This window comes from Phenylobacterium glaciei, assembly GCF_016772415.1.
Taxonomy (GTDB): Bacteria; Pseudomonadota; Alphaproteobacteria; order Caulobacterales; family Caulobacteraceae; genus Phenylobacterium; species Phenylobacterium glaciei.
In genome coordinates, this window is sequence record NZ_JAGSGD010000001.1 from 3655334 (window position 1) to 3676300 (window position 20967).

Sequence of the window (20967 nt, forward strand, 5' to 3'; positions counted from 1 at the left end):
GAAGATATTGCTGGTCGCCATCCCCGCCCTCTCAACTCGCCTATGACGCGAAGCTCCACAACGCCAGCGAGCGAATCCCTTCCCAAAATTCGCCAATTGTCCGCAGCGAAGCCAAGCTGTTGAGTAACACGGTTAGATGTACCCGTCTTGGGGACTCCCCTTGGATGGCGTGTCGGGGATTTGCTTCATGTCGGAACGGACGCAGAAGCTGCTGCGCCTGGCGCAAGCGCTTGAGGGTCTGCGAGAACGCCTCCTGGCCGACGCCGCAGATCCGACGACCGCCGCTGCCTTGCACCGGCAATTTTCCGGAACGCTGGCCGAGCTTTCCAGCCTCCGCACCCTGGTGGGAGACAGCCCCGCCAGCGAGGCCACCCAGCGGCTCTATCTCGCCCTGGAGGCCCTGGAGCTCGCCGCCCGGAGCCTGCCGGCCGACAACGTAGTCGCCATCTCCCGCCCCGCCGCCCGCCGCGCGCGGCGCCTGGACGAGACTGCGCGCCGGCTGATCGCGCGCGCCGCAGCTGTGGCCCTGATCATCGAGGCCATCAGCCCGCTGTCGGCCGCCGCCGCGCCGGGGGTCAATCTCGACATCACCAACGCGACCCCCGCCACCGCCGCCAGCGGCCTGGTCGCCCAGTCCCGCGCCGTGACCTTCAACCGGGTCGGCGACCGCAACAACGCCCAGCGCCGCCTGGACTTCGGAACCAGCGCGCTCGCCGCGATCAACGGCGACACCAGCGCCACGGCGACCCAGTCGCTCTTCCTGTTCAACTGTCAGGTCAATCTGGGCGCCTGTCTGTTCGGCGGGCCGCCGGACAAGCAACGGCTCGCGCCCTACGTCCTGGGCTACATCGCCGTCCAGACCAACACCCTGACCTATCTCGACGCCGCGCCGCAGCCGGAAGAGATGCTCGACACCCTGACTGGGACCGTCCGGGCGATCAGCCAAGGCAGCGGAGCCTTCGGCGGCGGCGACGGCGAACCCGGCGGGACCGTAAGACTGACCAACACCGCCGCCGTCGGCTCCACCGGCGACTACTCGGCCGGCCTGTTGGCCAAGTCGGTGGGCGGGACCGGGGTCTGGAGCATCAACGTCGGGCTCTTCACGATCCCCATCTACACCAACGGCGGCGCGGCCGGCCCGGTGACCGTCGACAACCGCGCGGCGATCACCACGGGCGGCGTCAGCTCGCCGGCCATCGCCGCGCTCAGCATCGGCGGCCTTGGCGTCCAGGGCGGCCGTGGCGGCGATGTCTCCGTGACCACGACGGGGAACCTCACCACCGCCGGGTCCGGGGCCCACGGCGTGCTGGCCGAGAGCATCGGCGGCCGGTCGATCAACGACAGCCCCAATGTCACCGGCGGCGTCGCCGGACGCATCCTGGTCACCGTGAAGGCGGCCATCGTCACCACCGGCGCCAAGGCCTATGGCGTGCTCGCCCGCAGCCTGGGCGGCGAGGGGTCCCGGGGCGACAGCGCCTCCGGCGTCGATGACAGCTCCAACGCCGGCGGCCGCGGCGGCGATTCCGGCGCGGTGCGCGTCGACATCGCCTCGGGCGGCGCCATCACAACCTCGGGCGCGGGGGCGCATGCGGTGGCCGGATTCAGCCTCGGCGGCCAGGGCGGCCAGGGCGGCGGCGGCAACAACGCCTATGCCGGGGCCACCGGCGGCGACGGCGGCCTGACCGGCGACGTCACCCTCACCAACGCCGGCGTGCTCAAGACCTCCGGCGACCGCGCCTATGGCATGCTGGGCCAGTCCCTGGCCGGCAAGGGCGGCGATGGCGGCGACGGCGACTCGATCTTCGTGGGCCAGGGCGGCAAGGGCGGAGCCTCGGCCCCCGGCGGCGTCATCACCATGACCAACACCGGGACCATCGCCACCAAGGGCCTGGAATCCTACGGCATGTTCGGCCAGAGCCTGGGCGGGGTCGGCGGCGACGGCGGCTCCTCCGATGGGGTGTTCTATTCCGACGCCGGCAATGGCGGCACGGCCGAGTCGGCCCGCTGCCGCGTCTACTTCGTCTGCCCCAACGGCGGCGCGGTCACCCTCAGCAACATGGGGACCATCACCACCGAAGGCGCGCGGGCCCACGCCCTGTTCCTGGAAAGCATCGGCGGCGGCGGCGGCAATGGCGGATCGGCCGGCGGGTGGATCAGCGTCTCGGGCGGCTCGGGCGGCGACGCCGGCAATGGCGGCCTGGTCACCGCGATCAACGGCAAGGACGGCAGCCTTACGGTCTCAGGCCAGGGCGCCTCGGCGATCTTCGCCCAAAGCGTCGGCGGCGGCGGCGGCAACGGCGGCGACGCCTTCGGGGCCGGGGCCTTCGCCTCGGTGGCCGTGGGCGGCGCGGGCGGCGCCGGCGGCAAGGGCGGTCAGGTGGTCGTGCAGAACAATGGCCTGATCAAGAGCTCGGGCCTGGGCGCCGACGCCATCTTCGCCCAGTCCGTCGGCGGCGGCGGCGGCAAGGGCGGTTCGGCCACGGCCATCAGCGTCGGGGCCTTCGTCTCGGCCTCGGTGGCGGTGGGCGGCTCCGGCGGCTCCGGCGGCGACGCCTCCACGGTCAATGTGAAGAACACCGGCGCCGTCGAGGCGGCCGGCGACTTCGCCAACGCCATCTTCGCCCAGAGCGTCGGCGGCGGCGGCGGGGCCGGCGGCCAGGCGACCTCGGTGGCCATCGCCGGCGGCGACAAGGTGGCGGTCGCCATCTCGGTCTCCGTGGGCGGCTCCGGCGGCGACGGCGGGGCCGGCAAGCGGGTCGATGTCGCCAATACGGGCGCGCTGACCACCTACGACTTCAACGCCATGGGCGTCTTCGCCCAGAGCGTCGGCGGCGGCGGCGGGCGGGGCGGCGACGCCTCGGCCACGGCCATCACCGCGGCGGGCGGCAAGGGGACAGGGGTCAATGTCGCGGTCGCCGTGGGCGGCTCCGGCGGCAGGGGCGGGGCCGGCGACATCGTCAATGTCGACAATTCTGGCATAGTCCGAACCTACGGCGACGGCTCGACGGGGATCTTCGCCCAGAGCGTCGGCGGCGGCGGCGGGGCCGGCGGCGACGCCTCGGCCACCACGGCGGCCTTCAATGTCGGCGGCCAGGTGAAGAGCGCCGAGATCAAGGTGGCCGTCGGCGGCCACGGCGGGGCGGCCGGCGACGGGGCTCTGGTCAAGGTCGTCAACTCAGGCGCCATCGTCACCCTGGGCGCCAGCGCCAACGGCGTCACCGCCCAGAGCGTCGGTGGGGGCGGCGGCAATGGCGGCGCGGGCTCGATGGGCTCCCTGCTGGAGGGGATCGACATCCCCACCGTGCTGCCCGACGGCAAGAACGAGGACAACAACACCAGCCTGAAGAAGAAGGCGACCGACAAGTACGCCACCTTCAAGCGAGAGTTCTCCCGCATCCTCTCCAACCCCGGCTCCTTCGGGAAGAACCTGGCCCGCGACGTCGGCAAGAAGACCAGCAAGGCCCCCGACAGCATCGCCATCTCCATCGGGGTCGGCGGCTATGGCGGCGCGGCCGGCAAGGGCGGCGAGGTCGTGCTGAGCAACACCGGTGAGATCCTCACCGCCGGCTTCATGTCCTCGGGCGTCTTCGCCCAGAGCGTGGGCGGCGGCGGGGGCTCCGGCGGCGGCGGGGACGGCGGCGCCACGGGCGACATGAGCATCGGCGGCGGCCTGGGCGGGGCCGGCGGCGCCTCTGGCGCGGGCGGCTCGGTGACCGTCACGAACAAGGGCGTGATCTCCACCCTCGGCGACCTCTCCTACGGGGTCCTGGCCCAGAGCGTCGGCGGCGGCGGCGGCATCGGCGGCACCGGCGCCGGCGAGATCAGCGGCGGCTATTCCTTCTCGCTGTCTATCGGCGGCAAGGGCGGTTCGGTGGACAACGGTGGGGCGGTCAAGGTCGCCCAGGAGGGTGACGTGGTCACCTTCGGCGCCAGCTCGGCGGGTGTGCTCGCCCAGTCCATCGGAGGCGGCGGCGGCATCGGCAGCGCGGCCAATGCGTCCAACTATCTGAACGTCGCCCTAGGCGGCTCAGGGACTTCCGGCGGCAACGGCGGCGACGTCGAGGTCTCGGTCAAGGGCTCCATCGCCACCTCCGGCAAGGCGGCCTATGGCGTGCTCGCCCAAAGCGTGGGCGGCGGCGGGGGCCTGGGCGGCGGGGTGGTCCCGGCCACCCTGGTGTTCGGGGTCGACCCCCTGGGCCTGGTGAAGATCGACACCGGCATCCCCTATTCCGTGGCCAGCCTCGGCATGGGCGGTGGCGGCGGCAAGGGCGGGAACGGCGGCGCCATCAAGGTCACCACCAGCGGCGCCATCACCACCACCGGCGAGGGCGCGCACGGCATCTACGCCCAGTCGGTCGGCGGCGGCGGCGGCATCGGCGGCACGGGCGCCAACACCTTCCCGGCGGCCATCGCGCTCTCCGGCTCCAATGGCGACAAGGGGACGGCCGGCGCCATCACCATCATCCACACCGGCGACATCAAGGCCTTCGGCGACGGCGCCCACGGCATCCTGGCCCAGAGCGTCGGCGGCGCAGGCTCCAACGGCCGCGGCGGCGATATCAACATCACCGTGGGCGGCGCGATCCAGGGCGGCGCCAAGGGCGGGGCCGGGATTTTTCTATCCGGCGGGGCTGACAACCATCTGACCATCGGCGGCGGCGTGGTCAGCGCAAAGTCGTACCTGGCCATCCTCGGCTCCGACGGCGACGACGCGGTGGACAACTCCGGCCGGGTGATCGGCGAGATCGGCCTGGGCGGCGGCGCCAACAGCTTCACCAACCGGGCCGCCGGCGTGGTGGAAAGCGCCCGGGTCATCGCCCTGAATGGCGGGACCTTCGCCAACGCCGGCGTCGTCTCGCCCAATGGGACCGGCGTCCTGGCCACCACCGCCCTGCTGGGGACCTTCACCCAAGGCGCCACCGGCGCCCTGCAGATCGACGCCCGTTACAAGGCCGGGACCTCCGACCGCATCAACGTCTCGGGGTCCGCGGCCCTGGCCGGCCAGGTGCTGCTTGAGCCCTACCACGTGCTGGACCTGATCCCCGGCAAGTTCCTCACGGTGCTGTCGGCCGCCTCCCTGACCAACAACGGGATCACCGCCAACAACAGCGACACCCTGGTGATCGACTACGGCCTGCGGGCCACGGCCACCGAGCTGCAGGTGGGGACCGACAAGGTCGACTTCGTATTGGCGGGCCTCAGCCCCAACCAGGTGGCGATCACCCGGCACATTCAGGCCAGCTGGGCCGCCGGCGGCACGCCCGCCCAGGAGCCGCTGCTGGACGAGCTGGCCTATCAGAAGAACCGCCCGGCCTATGTTTCGCGGGTCAACATCCTCGATCCCGGCGCGGCGCCGACCCAGGGGGTCACCCCGCTGATGTCGTCGCTGACCTTCGTCGGCGGCCTGATGAGCTGCCCCGGCGGCGAGGGCGCCACCGATGTCCTGCACGAAGGCGCCTGCTACTGGGCCAAGGCCGGCGGCGGCTCCAGCCGGATGGAGTCCAGCGCCACCGAACCCGGCTACCAGCAGCATGCCATGCGCCTGCAGGCCGGCGGCCAGTTCGCACTCAGCCAGCCCGGCTGGTTCGGCGGCCTGTCCCTCGGCCTGGAGGACAGCCACTTCGATAGCGTCGCTCCGGCCCACTCCCGGGCCCGCCGCGTCCAGGCCGGCGGTGTCATCAAACGCGAGATGGGTCCCCTGCTGCTGGCCGCCGCCGCCAGCTACCAGTACAGCCGCGCCGACCTGTCGCGGACGGTGAACTTCCCGATCGCCTTGGTCTCGGCCAACAGCAAGCCCGTGACGGACCTGGCGTCCCTGCGCCTGCGCGCGGCCTATACCGCCCAGGGCCAGAGCTTCTATGTGCGGCCCTCCATCGAGGGCGAGGCCTATCACCTGGGCCTCAAGGGCTACCGGGAAAGCGGCGCGCCCGGCCTGAACCTGATCGTCAGGGACGGAGACCAATCCTTCACCTCCGGCACGGCCAACCTGGAGATCGGCGCGACCCATGTGACGGCCAAGGGCGTCGTGTTGCGGCCCTACGCCAATGTCGGGGTCACCCGCTTCTCCGAGAACACCTGGGACGTCACCGCGCGACTGGAAAGCGCACCGGCCGCCGCGCCCGACTTCACCGTGAAGACCGAGCTGCCGAAACAGCTCAACCGCGCCGCCATCGGCCTGGAAGCCGACTTCGACCAGGGCGCGATCCGCGTCGAGTACGAAACCCGCCAGGGCGACCGCTACCGCGACGACACCGCCGCCCTCAAGCTGCGCATGCAGTTCTAGCTCTTGATGAAGGGGGCCGCTTGGGGACAGTCTCTCCCCATGAGCCTGCCGCCCCTGCCCACCCAGCCTGCCGGAACCCCGTGGCCGACGGAGGAGTGGCCGCTTGGCCTGTTCCCGCCCGGCTTCGACCGCCTGCGCCTCGACGACCTGATGGCCGAGCAGTTCGACCAGCTGGCTTTCGGCGAGGCCCACGCCGTGGTGATCGTCAAGGAAGGCCGGCTGATCTTCGAGCGCTATGGCGAGGGCTACGGCCCCGACAAGACCTGTATGTCCTGGTCCAAGGCCAAGAGCATCACCCACGCCCTGGCAGGCCTGCTGGTGGGCGACGGTAAGCTGGACATCCACGCCCCGGCCGATGTGCCCGAGTGGCGCGACGGCGGCGACCCGCGCGGGGCCATCACCCTGGACCACCTGCTGCGCATGTCCTCGGGGCTCGAGTTCTCCGAGGTCTATGAACCGGACCAGCCGTCGGACACCATCGCCATGCTTTGGGGCGTCGGGAAGGACGATGTCGCCCACTACGCCGCCGACAAGCCGCTGCTCTATGCGCCCGACCGCCACTGGTCCTATTCCAGCGGGACCACCAACATCGTCGCCCGGGTCCTGGCCAGGACGCTGGACGCCTACGGTCCCGACTTCGAGGCCTTCATGCGTGAGCGGCTCTTCAAGCCGCTCGGCATGACCAGCCCGATCCCCAAGTTCGATCCGGCCGGAACCTTCATCGGCTCGTCCTTCTGTTTCGCCACCGCCCAGGACTTCGCCCGCTTCGGCCTGCTCTATCTGCGCGGCGGGGTCTGGGAGAACCAGCGCCTGCTGCCCGAGGGCTGGGCCGACTATGCGCGCACCCCGACCTTCCAGCAGGAGGGTGTCACCGAAGGCGCTTACGGCGCTCACTGGTGGCTGGGGCTGGGTGGCGACGGCTCCTTCTCCGCCAACGGCCATGAGGGTCAGTTCACCCTGGTGGTCCCCGAGCTCGACCTGGTGGTGGTCCGCCACGGCAAGACACCGGCGGAACAACGCGACGGCCTCAAGGCCTGGCTGGCCGAGCTGGTGGACTGCTTCCGGCCGTGATCCTCGATCTCGCCGCCGTCCTGCTGGTTCTCGCGGTCGCGGCGTTCCTGGTGGTCCGCGGCCGTCTGAACGACGGCGCCGTGCCGGTCGCCGCCAGCCTGCTGGTTCCCGGCGCGCCCAAGACCGTCATGGCGATCTGGGCCCACCCCGACGACGAGATCACCAGCGCCGGGACCTTCGCCAGCTTGGCCCGCGAGGGCGCCCAGGTCGTCCTGATCTACCTGACCCGGGGTGAGGCCGCCCGCGACACAGGCTACAGCCGCGACGTGCTCGCCGAGGTCCGCCGCCTGGAGGCCCAGGCCGCCGGCGCCGCGCTCGGCGCCCATGCGGTGGAGGTGTTTGAATGGCCCGATGGCGGCCTGGCGACCGCCGACGGCGAGGCCGTCAAGGCCGTGCTCCGTGAACGGATCGCCCACTGGAACCCCAGCGTCCTGATCAGCTTCGATGAGACGGTCGGCTATTACGGCCATCCCGACCACGTGGCCGCCGGCCGCTGGGCCCGTGAGCTGGCGCAGGAAGAAAACTCCGTACGCCGGCTTTACCAGGCGACCCTGCCCAAGGCCCTGATCAAGCTGGCCCTCAAGCTGGTGGCCGCCTTCCGCGACAACTATCCGAGCGACCCGCGGGCCGGCCTCCCCGCCCCCACGCTCGCCGTGCCCATCGCCCGCTTCGCCGCCGCCAAGCGCCGCCTGCTGGACGTCCACCTAAGCCAGGCCAAGGTCATCGCCGACGTCCAGCCCGGTTACGACAAGCTGCCCGCCTGGCTCTACTATCGCCTGTTCGACCGTGAGTATTTCACGCTGGCGGTGAGCCGGTGAACCAGCCCCTTCCCCACGGTGAGAGCGGCTAAGCCTCGGCCGACAGCCGCGCCGGGTCGACCGAATAGGTGCTGGAGCAGTACTCACAGGTCACCTTGATCAGCCCGTCGTCCTCGACCATGTCGGCGCGCTCCTGAGCCGAGAACGAGGTCAGGACGCTCTCGATGCGGTCCTGCGAGCAGCGGCAGAAGGCCCGCAGCGGCTTGGCCTCGAAGACGCGGACGCCGTCCTCATGGAACAGGCGGAACAGCAGGGTCTCGGCCGAGATGGTGGGGTCGAGCAATTCGTCCTCGCCGATGGTCTCGAAGAAGGCCTGGGTGCGGACCCAGGCCTCGGCGGTGGGCCCGCGGTTCTCGTCCTCGGCGATGTTCTGGATCAGCATGCCGCCCGCCCGCCAGGCCAGGCCGTCACCGAGGTCGGCCTGGCCGACGGCGAGGCGCACCCGGGTGGGGGTCTGTTCCGACTGGGCGAAATACTGCTCGGCGCAAAGGGCGAGCGTCTCGCCCTCGATGGTGGTGATGCCCTGGTAGCGGTCCATGTCGACGCCCTGGTCGACGGTCATGATGAAGACCCCGTCCCCCAGCAGCGTCTTGGCGCCCGGCCGCACGAAGCCGCTGGCCGCCTTGGCCACGGCGTCGGGGTCATAGCGGCAGTAGCCGCGCAGGGCGCCGTCGGTGTCGTAATCCACCACGACGTAGCGCACCGGCCCGTCGCCCTGGGCCTGGACGATCAGCCGGCCGTCGAACTTCAGGGCCGAGCCTACCAGGGCGGCCAGCGCGCAGGCCTCGCCCAGCAGGTTGGCCACGGGCTCGGGATAGTCGTGGGCCGCCAGGATCTCGTCGACAGCAGCGCCCAGCCGGGCCAGACGGCCGCGCACGGGCTCACCCTCGATCTGGAACGGGGCGACGAGATCGTCGGGGGCGGTGGCGGTTTCGATGCTCATGGGCGGGCCATATAGGGGGACTGGGGCAAGGTTGCGAGCTTCACCCCTCAATGCCCGGAACTCAGATCTTGCCGAAGCACCAGGCCAGGATCGACTTCTGGGCGTGGACGCGGTTCTCCGCTTCGTCCCAGGCCAGCGATCGGGGGCCGTCCAGAACCTCGCCGGTGACCTCCTCGCCGCGGTGGGCGGGCAGGTCATGCATGAAGACGGCGCCGGGATTGGCCTTCTCCATCAGGGCCTCGGTGACCTGGTAGGGGCCGAGCGCCGCCAGACGGTCGTCGCGGTCGGTGTCGCCCATGGAGACCCAGGTGTCGGTGATCACGCAGTCGGCGCCGGCGACGGCCTCCAGCGGGCTGTCGGTCACCTCGATGCGGGCCTGCAGGTCGGCGGCGCGGGCGAGGTCGACGCGGTCGGGGTGGTACTTGGCGGGGCTGGCGATCTTCAGCTTGAACCCGAAGACTGGCGCCGCATGGATGAAGGTCGAGCACACATTGTTGCCGTCGCCGATCCAGGCCAGCGTCTTGCCCTCCACGGACCCGCAACGCTCCTCGAAGGCCAGCAGGTCGGCGAGGATCTGGCAGGGGTGGCTCTTGTCCGACAGGCCATTGATCAGCGGCACGGTGGCCACCGAGGCGAAGGTTTCCAGGTCCGAGTGTCGGTTGGCGCGGATCATCACCGCGTCGACCATGCGCGAGAGCACCATGGCGGTGTCCTCGATGGTCTCGCCGCGGCCGAGCTGCATGTCGCTGGCCGTGGAGATGATCACGTCGCCGCCCAGCTGGCGCATGGCCGCGTCGAAGGAGAAGCGGGTGCGGGTGGAGTTCTTCTCGAAGATCATGGCCAGCGTCCGCTCGGCGCCCGGGGCGTCGGCGTCCACCCGGCCTTGCGTCCAGCCCTTGCGCGCGGCCTTGCGGGCCTTGGCGTCGGCCAGGATGGCGCGCAGGTCGGCGGGGGGAATCCGCCATAGATCGAGGAAGTGTCTGACTTGGGTCATGGGGATCCCCCAAATCCCGCTCACCCCGGGCAAGGCCGGGGCCCAGGTTCAGCCTGAGAGCGGGAAGTCCTATCTGGGCCCCGGCCTTCGCCGGGATGAGCGGAGTTAAGTTAGGCTGCGGCTTTCGCCTGGGTTCGCGCCGCTTCGCAGGACGCTTCCAGTTTCGAGACCGCTTCCTGGGCTTCTTCCAGGGTGAGGTTGAGCGGCGGCAGCAGACGCACGCAGTTGTCGCCGCCGCCGGCGATCAGCATGTGCTGATCCCGCGCATGCTGCATGAACTCGCGGTTGGGCGTCTTCAGCTTGATGCCGATCAGCAGGCCCTTGCCGCGGATGTCCTCCACCACATCGGGGAAGCGTTCCTGCAGGCCCGAGAGCTGCTGCACGAAATAGCCGGCGACCTCGCGGACGTGGGCCAGCAGCTCGGGGCTGTTGAGCTCCTCCATGGCCGCCAGACCCACGGCCATGGCCAGGGGGTTGCCGCCGTAGGTGGAGCCGTGGGAGCCGACGGTCATGCCGCGACCGGCTTCCGCCGTGGCCAGGCACGCGCCGACCGGGAAGCCGCCGCCCAGCGCCTTGGCCACCGCCATGATGTCGGGGGCGGCGTCGGCGGCCCACTCATGGGCGAACAGCTTGCCGGTGCGGCCCAGGCCGCACTGGATCTCGTCATAGATCAGCAGGATGCCGTGCTCGTCGCACAGCTGGCGCAGGCCGCGCATGCAGACCTCCGGCAGGGCGCGGGCGCCGCCCTCCCCCTGCACGGGCTCAATGAGGATGGCCGCCGTGGTGGGGCCGATGGCCGCCTTCAGCGCCTCGTGGTCGCCGTAGGGCAGGTGGACGAAGCCCGGCATCGGCGGACCGAAGCCTTCCAGGTAGGACTTGTTTCCCGAAGCGTTCACCGCCGCCAGGGTCCGTCCGTGGAAGGAGCCCTCGAAGCCGATGATGTCGATCCGCTCCGGGTTTCCCTTGGCCCAGTGATACTTGCGCGCCGTCTTGATGGCGCACTCGATCGCCTCGGCGCCGGAGTTGGTGAAGAACACCTCGTCGGCGAAGGTGGCGTCGGTCAGCACCTTGGCGAGCTTTTCCTGACCCGGGATCGTGAAGATGTTGGATACGTGCCAGAGCTTCTCGGCCTGGTCCTTCACCGCCGCCACCAGCTTAGGATTGGCGTGGCCCAGCGCGTTGACGGCGATGCCCGCCATGCAGTCGAGGTAGGCCTCCCCATCAGTGGTGAAAAGTCGCGCGCCCTCGCCTCGCTCGAACGCCAGCGGGGTGCGGTTGTACACGCCCATGATGTGATCGCTGGGGACGGGCGCGGCTTGCGTCGCGGTCTTTTCAGTCACTGGGGATACCTCCCAAAAGAGAAGCGTCCCCGGCGCTGGGCGGCGGGGACAGGAAGGCTCGACGTTTTCGTCTTCGAACCCTGTCCTGTCAATATTCTTGGGGAGCAACGGGGATGTGACGGGGCACAGTTACGCGGACCCGCAGACCTTGGCCTTCGGAACCGAAGTCCAGTGTCGCCCCCACCTGCCGGCTCAGCGCCCGGATCAACCGAAAGCCCAGGCCGCCATCGGTCGCGGGGTTGAAGCCCGGCGGAAGACCCGGCCCGTCATCCACCACGTCGATCTGGGCCCCGCCCGCCTTGCACCCGCCGCATCGCACCAGGACGACCCCGGCCCGCCCGTCGGCATGGGCGTATTTGAAGGCGTTGGTGACCAGCTCGGAGACGATCTGGCTTAGCGGCAGGACTTGATCGGCCCGCACCGGGCACACGGTGGCGATGTCCTGAATCAGCGTGGCGGCGCCGGCCAATCCCGTGGCGAAGGGGGCGCAGATCGCCCGGAGGTGTTCGCTGAGGTCCACCGCGCCATGCTGGCCATGGGTGGCCAAGGCCCGATGCAGCCGGCTCACGGCGTCAACCTGGGCGCCGATGGTCTCCAGCAGCAGCCGACCCTCGCCGCTCACGCCCGCCGCCTTCAGGCGCACATAGCCGCCCAACATGGCCAGGTGATTGGCGATGCGATGGTCGGCCTCCACCAGCAGGCTGCAGTCTTCGCAGACCGAAGCGCTGACGCCGTCCTCTCGCGGTGACTGGTCTGCCTGCACGACGTTCATCCCATCCGCGATAAAGTGCATGTCACCCCCAGACCTGAGCCGATTCAACCTACGGGCATTGATGGAGATCAATTTCGCACGGATGGGGAACCGCGTACGGCCGCGCTTCAGAGATCTCTGCCTACTTCGCAGAGCAGGTCGTGCATCCAGGCGATGGCGGGGTCGGCGAGGCGGTCGCGCAGGGTAAGCAGGGAGAGCTCGATGGGCGGGGCCGGATAGGGTGGCTCCACCAGCTGGATGAAGCCGCGCTGGGCCGAGAGCATGGCCAGCCGGCGCGGGATCAGGGCGGCCATGTCGGAGCGAGCGACGATGCCCAGCGCCGAATAGGTATCGGGCACCACCACGCCCACGCGCCGCGTGCGGCCAGCGTCCTTGAGCGCCGCGTCGAAGGCGCCCAGGTCCTCCCAGCTGGCATGCATCAGCAGACCGGGCTGCATATCGGTGAGCTGGGGCTGCTTGGCGATCACCACGTGTTGCAGGGACAGCAGTTCGTCCAGGCCGATGGGGGCGCCCGAGAGCGGGCTCTGGGCGCGCACCGTCCAGACCAGGCTGTCGGTCAGCAAGGGCGAGACCGAGAGCCGCGCGGGACCGGCCACCACCGCGCCCACCACGAAGTCGGCGCGCCGGGCGTCCAGCTGCTCCAGCACGTCGACCGCGGCGTCGGCCACCACCAGCTCCACGTTCGGCGCTTCCTCCGCCAGGCGCGAGACCAGGGGCGGGATCAACACGGCGCAGGCATAGGCGCCGGCCACCACCGTAAACCGCCGCTCCGTGGTCGCCGGGTCGAAGTCGCGCGGCGCGAAGGCGGCCTGGAGCTGAGAGAGGGCCGCGTGGACTTGGGGTCCCAGTTCCTGGGCCCGGGCGGTGGGCGTCATGCCCATGGGGCCGCGCACGAACAGCTCGTCGTCGAGGGCGTAGCGCAGGCGATTCAAGGCGTGGGACACCGCCGACTGGCTCAAACCCAGCCGCGTTCCCGCCCGGGTGACGCTACGTTCGGTCAGCAGGGTGTCGAAGACCCTGAGCAGATTCAGATCGATAGCTGTCATATGCAGACCATTCATTCGTCCTGTGACGACATATCATTTTGCTCATCCGACCGCCGCCCCTATCTGCACGTGTCGAAAGCGCACTCGGGGCTTAGGGAGCCCGAGCGCGTTGTCGTCTCCGAATGAATTTGCAGAAGGACGCGCCCATTGAGCGACGCCGAAGGCTATCAAGCGATCGCAGACGCCGAAGTCGAGGCGGCCGGCGCCGGTACGCGCGACAGCTGGCTGCGGCGCTGGCGCTGGCCTCTGATCATCGGCGGTCCGGCGATCATCCTGGTCGTCGCGCTCTATTTTGTTCTCACCGGCGGGCACTACCAGACCACTGACAACGCCTATGTGCAGATCGCCAAGGCGCCGGTGTCCTCCAGCGTCGGGGGCCGGGTCGTCGAGGTCTATGTCAAGGAGAACCAGGCCGTGCGCCGGGGCCAGCCCCTGTTCCGGCTCGATCCCCGCGACTTCCAGGCCAACACCCAACAGGCCGTGGCGGAACTGGCCCAGGCCGAGGTCCAGGTCCGCGCCCTGCGCGCCAACTATGAGCAACAGCAGGCCGCGCTCTCTTCGGCAAACGAGACTCTCGACTTCACCACCCGGGAAGCCCTGCGCCAGAAGGCCATGGTCGAGGCCGGCGTCGCCTCGCGCCAGTCCTATGACGAGGCCGTCCACTCCGCCCAGCAGGCCCGCCAGCAGATCGCCGTCGCCCGCCAGCAGGTGGCCGCCGCGCTCGCCAACCTCAACGGCGACCCCGGCATGTCGGTGGATCGCCAGCCCGCCGTCCTGGCCGCCCGCGCCCAATTGCAGCGCGCCCAGCTGAACCAGTCCTATGGCCAGGTGACCGCCCCCACCGACGGGACCGTCACCCGCGTCGAACAGCTACAGCCCGGCGCCTACGTGAACCCGTCCCAGACGGTGTTCTGGCTGATCACCGGCCAGCCCTGGGTCGAGGCCAACTTCAAGGAAGACCAGCTTGAGAACATGAAGGTCGGCCAGCCGGTGACCATCAAGATCGACGCCGACCCCAAGCACCCGCTGCAGGGCCATGTGGCGAGCTTCAGCCCTGGCACCGGCTCGGTGTTCTCCGCCCTGCCGGCCCAAAACGCGACGGGCAACTGGGTGAAGGTGACCCAGCGCCTGCCGGTGCGGATCGCCTTCGACAAGGTCCCGCCGGAAACCGCCGGCCGCGCCGGCCTGTCGGCCCACGTGAAGGTCGACGTCCGCGCCCCAGGCAAGAAGCCCGCCTGAGGCGCAGCCCCATGATCAGCAAGCACGACGCCGCCAACCGCTGGCCGATCACCATCTCGATCATGCTGGCGACGGTGATGAACTCGCTGGACACGACGATCGCCAACGTCGCCCTGCCCCACATCCAGGGCAGCGTGTCGGCCTCGCCCGAGCAGATCACCTGGGTCCTGACCTCCTATATCGTCTCGGCGGCGATCATGACGCCGATGAGCGGCTGGCTGGCCGACAAGATCGGCCGCAAGCCGCTGTTCATCATCTCCATCGCCGGCTTCACCATCGCCTCGATGCTGTGCGGCGTCTCCAACAGCCTGGTTGAGATCGTGCTGTTCCGCCTGCTGCAGGGGGTGTTCGGCGCGGCCCTGATCCCGTTGTCCCAGGCCGTGCTGCTGGATATCAACCCGCCGGAGAAGCACGGCCAGGCCATGGCCATCTGGGGCGCCGGCGCGATCCTGGGGCCTATCCTGGGCCCCGCGCTCGGCGGCTATCTCACCGAGCACCTCTCCTGGCGCTGGGTGTTCTTCATCAACCTGCCCATCGGCATCATGGCGCTGCTGGGGGTCTGGATCTTCATCTCTCCAGACAAGGGCGGGCGGGCCAAGAAGTTCGACTTCCTGGGCTTCGGGACCCTGGTGCTGTTCATCGGCGCCATCCAGCTGATGCTGGACCGCGGCCCCAGCCTGGACTGGTTCTCTTCCGACGAGGTCTGGATCGAACTGCTGCTGGCGATCGTGGGGCTGTGGATCTTCGTGGTCCACACCATGACCGCCAGGAACCCCTTCTTCGACCGCGCACTGGTGCGAGACCGCAACTTCCTGACAGCCAGCGTCTTCGGCTTCTTCATCGGCATCCTGCTGTTCTCCACCATGGCCCTGCTGCCGCCGATGATGCAGGGGCTGATGGGCTATCCGGTGCTGACCTCGGGCCTGGTCTCCATGCCCCGCGGCCTGGGCTCCTTCGTGGCCATGTTCCTGGTGGGACAACTGATCGGCCGCATCGACACCCGCGCCATCCTGATGACCGGGCTGTCGCTGAACGCCGTCGCGCTGTGGATGATGATGGGCTTCGACCTGAGCATGAACTCCAACCTGATCATGATCTCCGGCATCATCCAGGGCCTGGGGATCGGGCTGATCTTCGTGCCGCTCTCGACGCTCGCCTTCGCCACCGTCGCGCCCTCCCTGCGGGCGGAGGGGTCGGGGGTCTACACCCTGATCCGCAACCTGGGCTCCGGGGTCGGGATCTCGATCATGAACGCCCTGGTGGTCTCCAACACACAGACCATGCACGCGTCGCTGGCCGACAAGGTCAATCCCACCGACCCGGTGATCGCCTCGAGCATGGCCGGCCATTTTGACCTAACCACCGTCCAGGGCCTCTTGTCGCTCAACGGCGAGATCACCCGGCAGGCGACGATGGTGGCCTATGTCGACGACTTCAAACTGATGCTGATCATCACCATCGCCTGCATGCCCATGCTGCTGCTGATGCGAAAGCCCAAGGGCCCAGCCGGAGGCGCTCCCCATGTCGAAGTTGATTGATCGCAAGGTGCGCGCCGGTCTCACCGGCGTCAGCCTGCTAGCCCTGACCGCCTGCACCACGCTGGGGCCCAACTTCAAGCAACCCGCCGCCCCGACCGCACCCGGATACGCCATGGCCGGTGATCGCGCCGCGCGCGTCGTCGTCCTGTCGCCGGAGGCCCGGGTGTCTGGTCCCTGGTGGACCGCCTTCGGCTCGGCGCAGCTGGACCAGACCGTCCGCCTGGCCCTGGCCGGCAGCCCCACCATCGCCGAGGCCGATGCGACGCTTGCCCGCGCCCAGGCCAGTGCGCTGGCCCAGCAGGCCGTGGGCAATCCCAAGGTGGAGGGCGTCGCCAGCGCCCAGCGCGAGCGGATCAACACCCAGGCCTTCGGCTTCACCGGCTTCCCCAGCCCGACCATCAACCTCTATTCCCTGGGCGCCACGGTCACCTATGACCTGGACCTGTTCGGGGGCCAGCGGCGCAAGGTGGAGGCCGCTCAGGCGCGCGCGCAGGCCGAGGCCCGCCGCGCCGACGCCGCCTACCTGACCCTGACCGGCGACGTGGTGATGCAGGCCATGAAGATCGCCGTACTGCGCGCCCAGATCAATGCCGTCCAGGCGATGATCTCCGACGACCAGAAGACCGTGGACATGGTCCGGCGCGCCCAACAGGCCGGCGGCCAGGCGCCGTCGGCCATCACCGGCGGCCTGGCGCAGCAGGCCCAGGACGAGGCGCTGCTGCCGCCCCTGCAACGCCAGCTCGACGCCGCCCGCCACCGCCTGGCCCTGCTGGTGGGCAAGTCGCCCGCCAAATGGACGGCCCCAGACTTCGACGTCGCCGATTTCCAGGCGCCGGGCGCGGTTCCGGTCAGCCTGCCGTCGGCCCTGGTGCGCCAGCGGCCCGACATCCTGGCGGCCGAGGCCGAGTTCCATGCGGCCACCGCCGACATCGGCGTGGCCCAGGCCGCCCGCTATCCTGACATCCGCCTGACCGCCGGCCTGACCCAGGCGACGATCGCGCCGGAGAACATCTTCAGCAAGGACTCCAGCGGCTGGAACCTGATGGCCGGACTGATCGGCCCCATCGTGCCGAGCAAACAGCTAAAGTCCCGCCAGCGCGCCGCCGAGGCCGAGGCCCTGGCCGCCCAGGCCCGCTACAACGCGACCGTCCTGCGGGCCTTCGTCCAGGTGTCGGACGTGATGAGCAACCTGGCCAACGACCAGGCGGCCCTGACCGCCCAGACCAAGGCTCAACACGCGGCCGAAGCCACCCTGCGCGACGAGCGCAAGGCCATGGAGCTTGGCGGCGGGACTCTGTTGGCGGTGGTGGATGCTCAGCGGCAGGTGAACCTGGCGCGCCGCAACACCGTCGCGGTGCAGGGGCAGGGCCTGAGCGACACGGCCGAACTGTTCACGGCGACGGCGGCGGACTGGCGGGTAGGATCATAGGTATCCTTCTCCCCTTGCGGGAGAAGGAAAACGGTTCTCAGGTCTTCAGCTTGTAGCCCGTCTCGAACATCCAGAGGCAGATGCAGGTGAAGGCGATCACCAGGCCGGCGGTCATGCCCATGCCGGCGATCAGCGAGCCTTCGGCGTGGCCGATGAAGCCGTAGCGGAACCCGTCGATCAGATAGAAGAACGGATTGTAGTGGCTGGCAGAGCGGAACGGCTCGGGCAGGCGCTCCACCAGGTAGAAGGTGCCCGACAGGAAGGTCATGGGCATGATGACGAAGTTGGTCACCGCCGACATGTGGTCGAACTTCTCCGACCAAAGACCGGCCATGATCCCCAGCAGGCCCAGGATCATCGAGGCGCCGGCCCCGAAATAGAGGATCGCCCAGAGGTGGCTGATCGGCAGGTGGGCGAAGGGCAGGACGGCGACCCAGGTCACCGCGCCCACCACGATGCCGCGGGTGGCGGCGCCCAGCGCGAAACCGGCCACATGCTCCAGCGGCGTCAGGGGCGGGGTGAGGAAGTCGCCGGTCAGGCCGTTCATCTTGGCCTGCAATAGGCTCGAGGACGAGTTGGCGAAGGCGTTGTTGAGGATCTGCATCATGATCAGCCCGGGCGCCACGAAGGTGGCGAAGGCCACGCCGTGGACCGGGACGCGGGCGCCCTGGGCGGCCACCACGAAGACCATCATGTAGAGCAGGGCCGTGACCACCGGAGCGGCCAGGGTCTGCATCCCCACCTTCCAGAACCGGCGGATCTCGCGGAGATAGAGGGTCTTGAGGCCGGCCCAGTTGACCCCGTGATAGTCGCGGGGCTGGGGCGGCATGACGGCGGCGGAAGCGGGCATATCCTTCATGCCCGCTCATGTGCGCCACGCCCGCGGGAAGCGCAAGGGTGCGGCCTTCCGACGCTATATGTGGTTCCTGTGGATGAAGACAGGGGCGCCTATTGTGGGTCTTAAGGATCTGTTTACGATATCTGGTAGTTGGTGATGTCGTGAGTAGCGCGCTGCCACAACATATTGATCCTGGGTCTGCCGCGCGGGGCTGATGGAACCAGGACACGCGGAGCAAGACCATGGGTTGGACGGACGAACGCGTCGAAAATCTCAAGAAGCTCTGGCAGGACGGCCTGTCCGCCAGCCAGATCGCCAAGCAGCTTGGCGGCGTCACCCGCAACGCGGTGATCGGCAAGGTTCACCGGCTAGGCCTGTCGGGCCGCGCCACCCCCTCCAAGCCGGCCCGTCCGGTCTTCAAGGCGCCGCGTCCGCAACGCGCCGTGGCCCAGCCGGCCGCGCCGCGCCGCATCGCCGAGCCCCTGGTGGCCCAGGCCCCCGTGCCCGCCCCCGTTCGCTACATCGATGAAGCCCCCGGCTCGGCCACCGTGCTGACCCTCGGCGCCCACATGTGCAAGTGGCCGATCGGCGATCCCTCGACGGACGGCTTCACCTTCTGCGGCCGCCGCCAGGATGACGGCCCCTATTGCGCCGAACACGCCCGGGTCGCCTATCAGCCGGCCCAGGCCAAGAAGCGCTCGGGCCCCAACGAACTGGCCCGTTCGCTGCGCCGTTACATCTAGATTAACGCTTGGAGAGCGGGCGAGGGTTTGGGTTTCGATCCAGCCCTCGCTAATCTCCGGCCATGACCGATGTCCTGGCAGAGTCGTCCGACTCCAACGCCCAGCCCTACTCCGTCTCGGAACTTGCGTTCGCGCTCAAGCGCACGCTTGAGGACGCCTACGGCTTCGTCCGTCTGCGCGCCGAGCTTTCCAAGGTCACCCACCACGGCAACGGCCACGTCTATCTGACGCTGAAGGACGAGCGCGCCGCCATCGACGGGGTGGTGTGGAAGGGCTCGGTGAAGAACCTGTCGGTCCGGCCCGAGCAGGGGCTGGAGGTGATCGTCACCGGCAAGATCACCACCTACCCCGCCGGCTCCCGGTATCAGATCGTCATCGAGACCATGGAGGCCGCCGGGGTCGGCGCCCTGCTGGCCCAGCTGGAGCGGCTGAAGGCCAAACTGCAGGCCGAGGGTCTGTTCGAGACCTCGCGCAAACAGCCCCTGCCCGCCATGCCGATGGTGGTGGGGGTGATCACCAGCCCGACCGGTGCGGTGATCCGCGACATCCTGCACCGTATACGCGACCGCTGGCCCTGCCGGGTGATCGTCTGGCCGGTGGTGGTCCAGGGCGACGCCGCCGCGGCCCAGGTCAGCAACGCCATTCAGCGGTTCAACGCCCTGACCCCAGGCGGCCCCGTGCCGCGCCCCGACGTGCTGATCGTGGCGCGCGGCGGCGGTTCGGTGGAGGACCTCTGGGCCTTCAACGACGAGGGGCTGGCCCGCGTGGTGGCCGCCGGAACCATTCCGTTGATCTCGGCGGTGGGCCACGAGACCGATACCACCCTGATCGACTTCGTCTCCGACCGCCGTGCGCCGACCCCGACCGCCGCCGCCGAGGTCGCCACCCCTGTGCTGGCCGAGCTGCGCGCCGCCATCGGTGACCTGACCTCCCGCCTGCATCGCCAGGGGGGCCGGATCGTCGAGGATCGCCGACAGCGGGTGGCCAACGCCGACCGGGCGCTGGCCCGAGTGCCCGACCTGGTGGAGATGGCCGCCCAGCGCTTCAACCTGGCCGCCAGCCGCCTGGCCGCCGCGCTGAACCGCAACATCACCGTCCATGACAGCCAGCTGATCCGAACCGCCTCGCGCCTGACGTCTGGCCTGCTGCAACGCCCGCAGCAGGTGCGCACCGAGCGGCTGGCCGGGGTGTCGTCGCGGCTGTCGGCGGGGCTCACGCGCAACATCGCCGTCCACCGCACAGAGCTGACCCGCCTCACCGCCCGCTTGGTCCCGGCCCTGCTGCGACGGCCGCAGGAACAGCAGGCGCAGGCGCTCTCCCGCACCGCGGTTCGCCTACAGCCGGCCCTGGCGCGGACCCTGGAGCGGATGACCGAGCGGCTGGCCTATCAGGCCAAGCTGCTCACGCCTTTGGACCCCAAGGCGCCACCCCGGCGCGGCTTCGCCAAGGTGATCCGCGCTGACGGGTCGCTGGCCCTGGATGGCGCGTCCCTGCGCAGTGGCGAGGGCGTGTCCCTGGTCTTCGCCGACATCACCCGCGAGGCCACCATCGACGGGACGCCGGCAGCCGCGCCTGAACCCCCGCCGGCGCCCGCGCGTCCGGTCCGCGCGACCAAGCCGCCCTCGACATCTTCCGCGCAGGGCGATCTGTTCTGAGCGGCCTGCCTCGTTTAGGATGGCCCCCATGAACGCCCATGACCTTTCCGGATCCACCGCCGACCTGGCTGTCGTCCACTATGGCGACGGCGAGTTCGTCGTCCTGAAGCCGGGCCGCTACGTGGTCTGCGCCGTCTCCGGCGTAAAGGTGCCGCTGGAGGCCCTGCGCTACTGGAGCGCGCCGCTGCAGGAAGCCTATGCCGGCCCGGCCGAGAGCCTGGCCCGCTGGCAGGCGACAAACCGCTGAACCGGCGCGGC

Annotated in this window: 15 protein-coding genes; 9 read left to right on the top strand and 6 right to left on the bottom strand. The window is 69.7% G+C overall.

Features of this window, described 5'->3' with window-relative positions; translation table 11 throughout:
- Window positions 1-187: 187 nt before the first annotated feature.
- The 3 genes from JKL49_RS18020 to JKL49_RS18030 are packed head-to-tail and all read left to right on the top strand — an operon-like array spanning window position 188 to window position 8172.
- Entirely contained in the window at window positions 188-6283 is a 6096-nt protein-coding gene (locus JKL49_RS18020; protein ID WP_215342355.1) for an autotransporter outer membrane beta-barrel domain-containing protein, read from the top strand.
- A gap of 39 nt (window positions 6284-6322) precedes the next feature.
- Window positions 6323-7354 (top strand): serine hydrolase domain-containing protein, encoded by a 1032-nt coding sequence (locus JKL49_RS18025; protein WP_215342356.1) that lies wholly within the window; start codon window positions 6323-6325, stop codon window positions 7352-7354.
- Entirely contained in the window at window positions 7351-8172 is an 822-nt protein-coding gene (locus tag JKL49_RS18030; protein ID WP_215342358.1) for a PIG-L deacetylase family protein, read from the top strand. Before JKL49_RS18025 ends, JKL49_RS18030 begins: the two co-directional genes overlap by 4 nt.
- A 28-nt stretch (window positions 8173-8200) precedes the next feature.
- Here the strand turns inward: JKL49_RS18030 and JKL49_RS18035 are convergent, their stop codons facing one another.
- The 5 genes from JKL49_RS18035 to JKL49_RS18055 all read right to left on the bottom strand — a co-directional run bounded on the left by JKL49_RS18035 (window position 8201) and on the right by JKL49_RS18055 (window position 13267).
- The gene (locus JKL49_RS18035; RefSeq protein WP_215342360.1) at window positions 8201-9115 is read right to left on the bottom strand and encodes an Hsp33 family molecular chaperone; all 915 of its coding nucleotides are present in this window, start codon (window positions 9113-9115) and stop codon (window positions 8201-8203) included.
- 61 nt (window positions 9116-9176) lie between these two features.
- Complete coding sequence (gene argF / locus JKL49_RS18040) at window positions 9177-10109, bottom strand: ornithine carbamoyltransferase (RefSeq protein WP_215342362.1); 933 nt, start codon at window positions 10107-10109, stop codon at window positions 9177-9179.
- A gap of 110 nt (window positions 10110-10219) precedes the next feature.
- Window positions 10220-11398 carry an aspartate aminotransferase family protein gene (locus JKL49_RS18045; RefSeq protein WP_215342868.1) on the bottom strand — a complete coding sequence of 393 codons (1179 nt, stop codon included), beginning with the start codon at window positions 11396-11398 and terminating at the stop codon, window positions 10220-10222.
- Window positions 11399-11537: 139 nt separating this feature from the next.
- Entirely contained in the window at window positions 11538-12242 is a 705-nt protein-coding gene (locus tag JKL49_RS18050; RefSeq protein WP_215342364.1) for a sensor histidine kinase, read from the bottom strand.
- Between the two features lie 86 nt (window positions 12243-12328).
- Complete coding sequence (locus JKL49_RS18055) at window positions 12329-13267, bottom strand: LysR family transcriptional regulator (protein WP_215342366.1); 939 nt, start codon at window positions 13265-13267, stop codon at window positions 12329-12331.
- A 147-nt stretch (window positions 13268-13414) separates the two neighbouring features.
- On the opposite strand from JKL49_RS18055, the gene JKL49_RS18060 reads away from it, so the two are divergent.
- From JKL49_RS18060 to JKL49_RS18070, 3 genes are read left to right on the top strand one after another with little or no spacing between them, the layout of a single operon-like run.
- Window positions 13415-14506, top strand: coding sequence for an HlyD family secretion protein (locus tag JKL49_RS18060; protein WP_215342368.1), 1092 nt, complete (start codon window positions 13415-13417; stop codon window positions 14504-14506).
- Window positions 14507-14517: 11 nt separating this feature from the next.
- Entirely contained in the window at window positions 14518-16044 is a 1527-nt protein-coding gene (locus JKL49_RS18065; RefSeq protein ID WP_215342370.1) for a DHA2 family efflux MFS transporter permease subunit, read from the top strand.
- Window positions 16028-17473 carry an efflux transporter outer membrane subunit gene (locus tag JKL49_RS18070; protein ID WP_215342372.1) on the top strand — a complete coding sequence of 482 codons (1446 nt, stop codon included), beginning with the start codon at window positions 16028-16030 and terminating at the stop codon, window positions 17471-17473. The genes JKL49_RS18065 and JKL49_RS18070 overlap by 17 nt, the downstream gene beginning before the upstream one ends.
- Window positions 17474-17510: 37 nt before the next feature.
- Here the strand turns inward: JKL49_RS18070 and JKL49_RS18075 are convergent, their stop codons facing one another.
- Window positions 17511-18332, bottom strand: coding sequence for an ABC transporter permease (locus JKL49_RS18075; RefSeq protein WP_215342374.1), 822 nt, complete (start codon window positions 18330-18332; stop codon window positions 17511-17513).
- 221 nt (window positions 18333-18553) lie between these two features.
- On the opposite strand from JKL49_RS18075, the gene gcrA reads away from it, so the two are divergent.
- The 3 genes from gcrA to JKL49_RS18090 all read left to right on the top strand — a co-directional run bounded on the left by gcrA (window position 18554) and on the right by JKL49_RS18090 (window position 20956).
- Entirely contained in the window at window positions 18554-19054 is a 501-nt protein-coding gene (gene gcrA / locus JKL49_RS18080; protein ID WP_215342376.1) for a cell cycle sigma 70 cofactor GcrA, read from the top strand.
- Window positions 19055-19116: 62 nt separating this feature from the next.
- Window positions 19117-20709, top strand: a complete 1593-nt coding sequence (xseA, locus tag JKL49_RS18085; protein ID WP_215342378.1) for an exodeoxyribonuclease VII large subunit — start codon at window positions 19117-19119, stop codon at window positions 20707-20709.
- A 28-nt stretch (window positions 20710-20737) separates the two neighbouring features.
- The gene (locus JKL49_RS18090) at window positions 20738-20956 is read left to right on the top strand and encodes a DUF2093 domain-containing protein (RefSeq protein ID WP_215342380.1); all 219 of its coding nucleotides are present in this window, start codon (window positions 20738-20740) and stop codon (window positions 20954-20956) included.
- Window positions 20957-20967: the final 11 nt, after the last annotated feature.

Excerpts from the sequence above, each read along its gene's own strand:
- JKL49_RS18025 (WP_215342356.1), top strand. The coding sequence starts at position 6,323 with ATGAGCCTGCCGCCCCTGCCCACCCAGCCTGCCGGAACCCCGTGGCCG.
- xseA (WP_215342378.1), top strand. The coding sequence starts at position 19,117 with ATGACCGATGTCCTGGCAGAGTCGTCCGACTCCAACGCCCAGCCCTAC.
- gcrA (WP_215342376.1), top strand. The coding sequence starts at position 18,554 with ATGGGTTGGACGGACGAACGCGTCGAAAATCTCAAGAAGCTCTGGCAG.
- argF (WP_215342362.1), bottom strand. The coding sequence starts at position 10,109 with ATGACCCAAGTCAGACACTTCCTCGATCTATGGCGGATTCCCCCCGCC.
- JKL49_RS18090 (WP_215342380.1), top strand. The coding sequence starts at position 20,738 with ATGAACGCCCATGACCTTTCCGGATCCACCGCCGACCTGGCTGTCGTC.
- JKL49_RS18070 (WP_215342372.1), top strand. The coding sequence starts at position 16,028 with ATGTCGAAGTTGATTGATCGCAAGGTGCGCGCCGGTCTCACCGGCGTC.
- JKL49_RS18035 (WP_215342360.1), bottom strand. The coding sequence starts at position 9,115 with ATGAGCATCGAAACCGCCACCGCCCCCGACGATCTCGTCGCCCCGTTC.
- JKL49_RS18050 (WP_215342364.1), bottom strand. The coding sequence starts at position 12,242 with ATGCACTTTATCGCGGATGGGATGAACGTCGTGCAGGCAGACCAGTCA.
- JKL49_RS18045 (WP_215342868.1), bottom strand. The coding sequence starts at position 11,398 with ATGGGCGTGTACAACCGCACCCCGCTGGCGTTCGAGCGAGGCGAGGGC.
- JKL49_RS18020 (WP_215342355.1), top strand. The coding sequence starts at position 188 with ATGTCGGAACGGACGCAGAAGCTGCTGCGCCTGGCGCAAGCGCTTGAG.
- JKL49_RS18065 (WP_215342370.1), top strand. The coding sequence starts at position 14,518 with ATGATCAGCAAGCACGACGCCGCCAACCGCTGGCCGATCACCATCTCG.
- JKL49_RS18055 (WP_215342366.1), bottom strand. The coding sequence starts at position 13,267 with ATGACAGCTATCGATCTGAATCTGCTCAGGGTCTTCGACACCCTGCTG.
- JKL49_RS18075 (WP_215342374.1), bottom strand. The coding sequence starts at position 18,332 with ATGAAGGATATGCCCGCTTCCGCCGCCGTCATGCCGCCCCAGCCCCGC.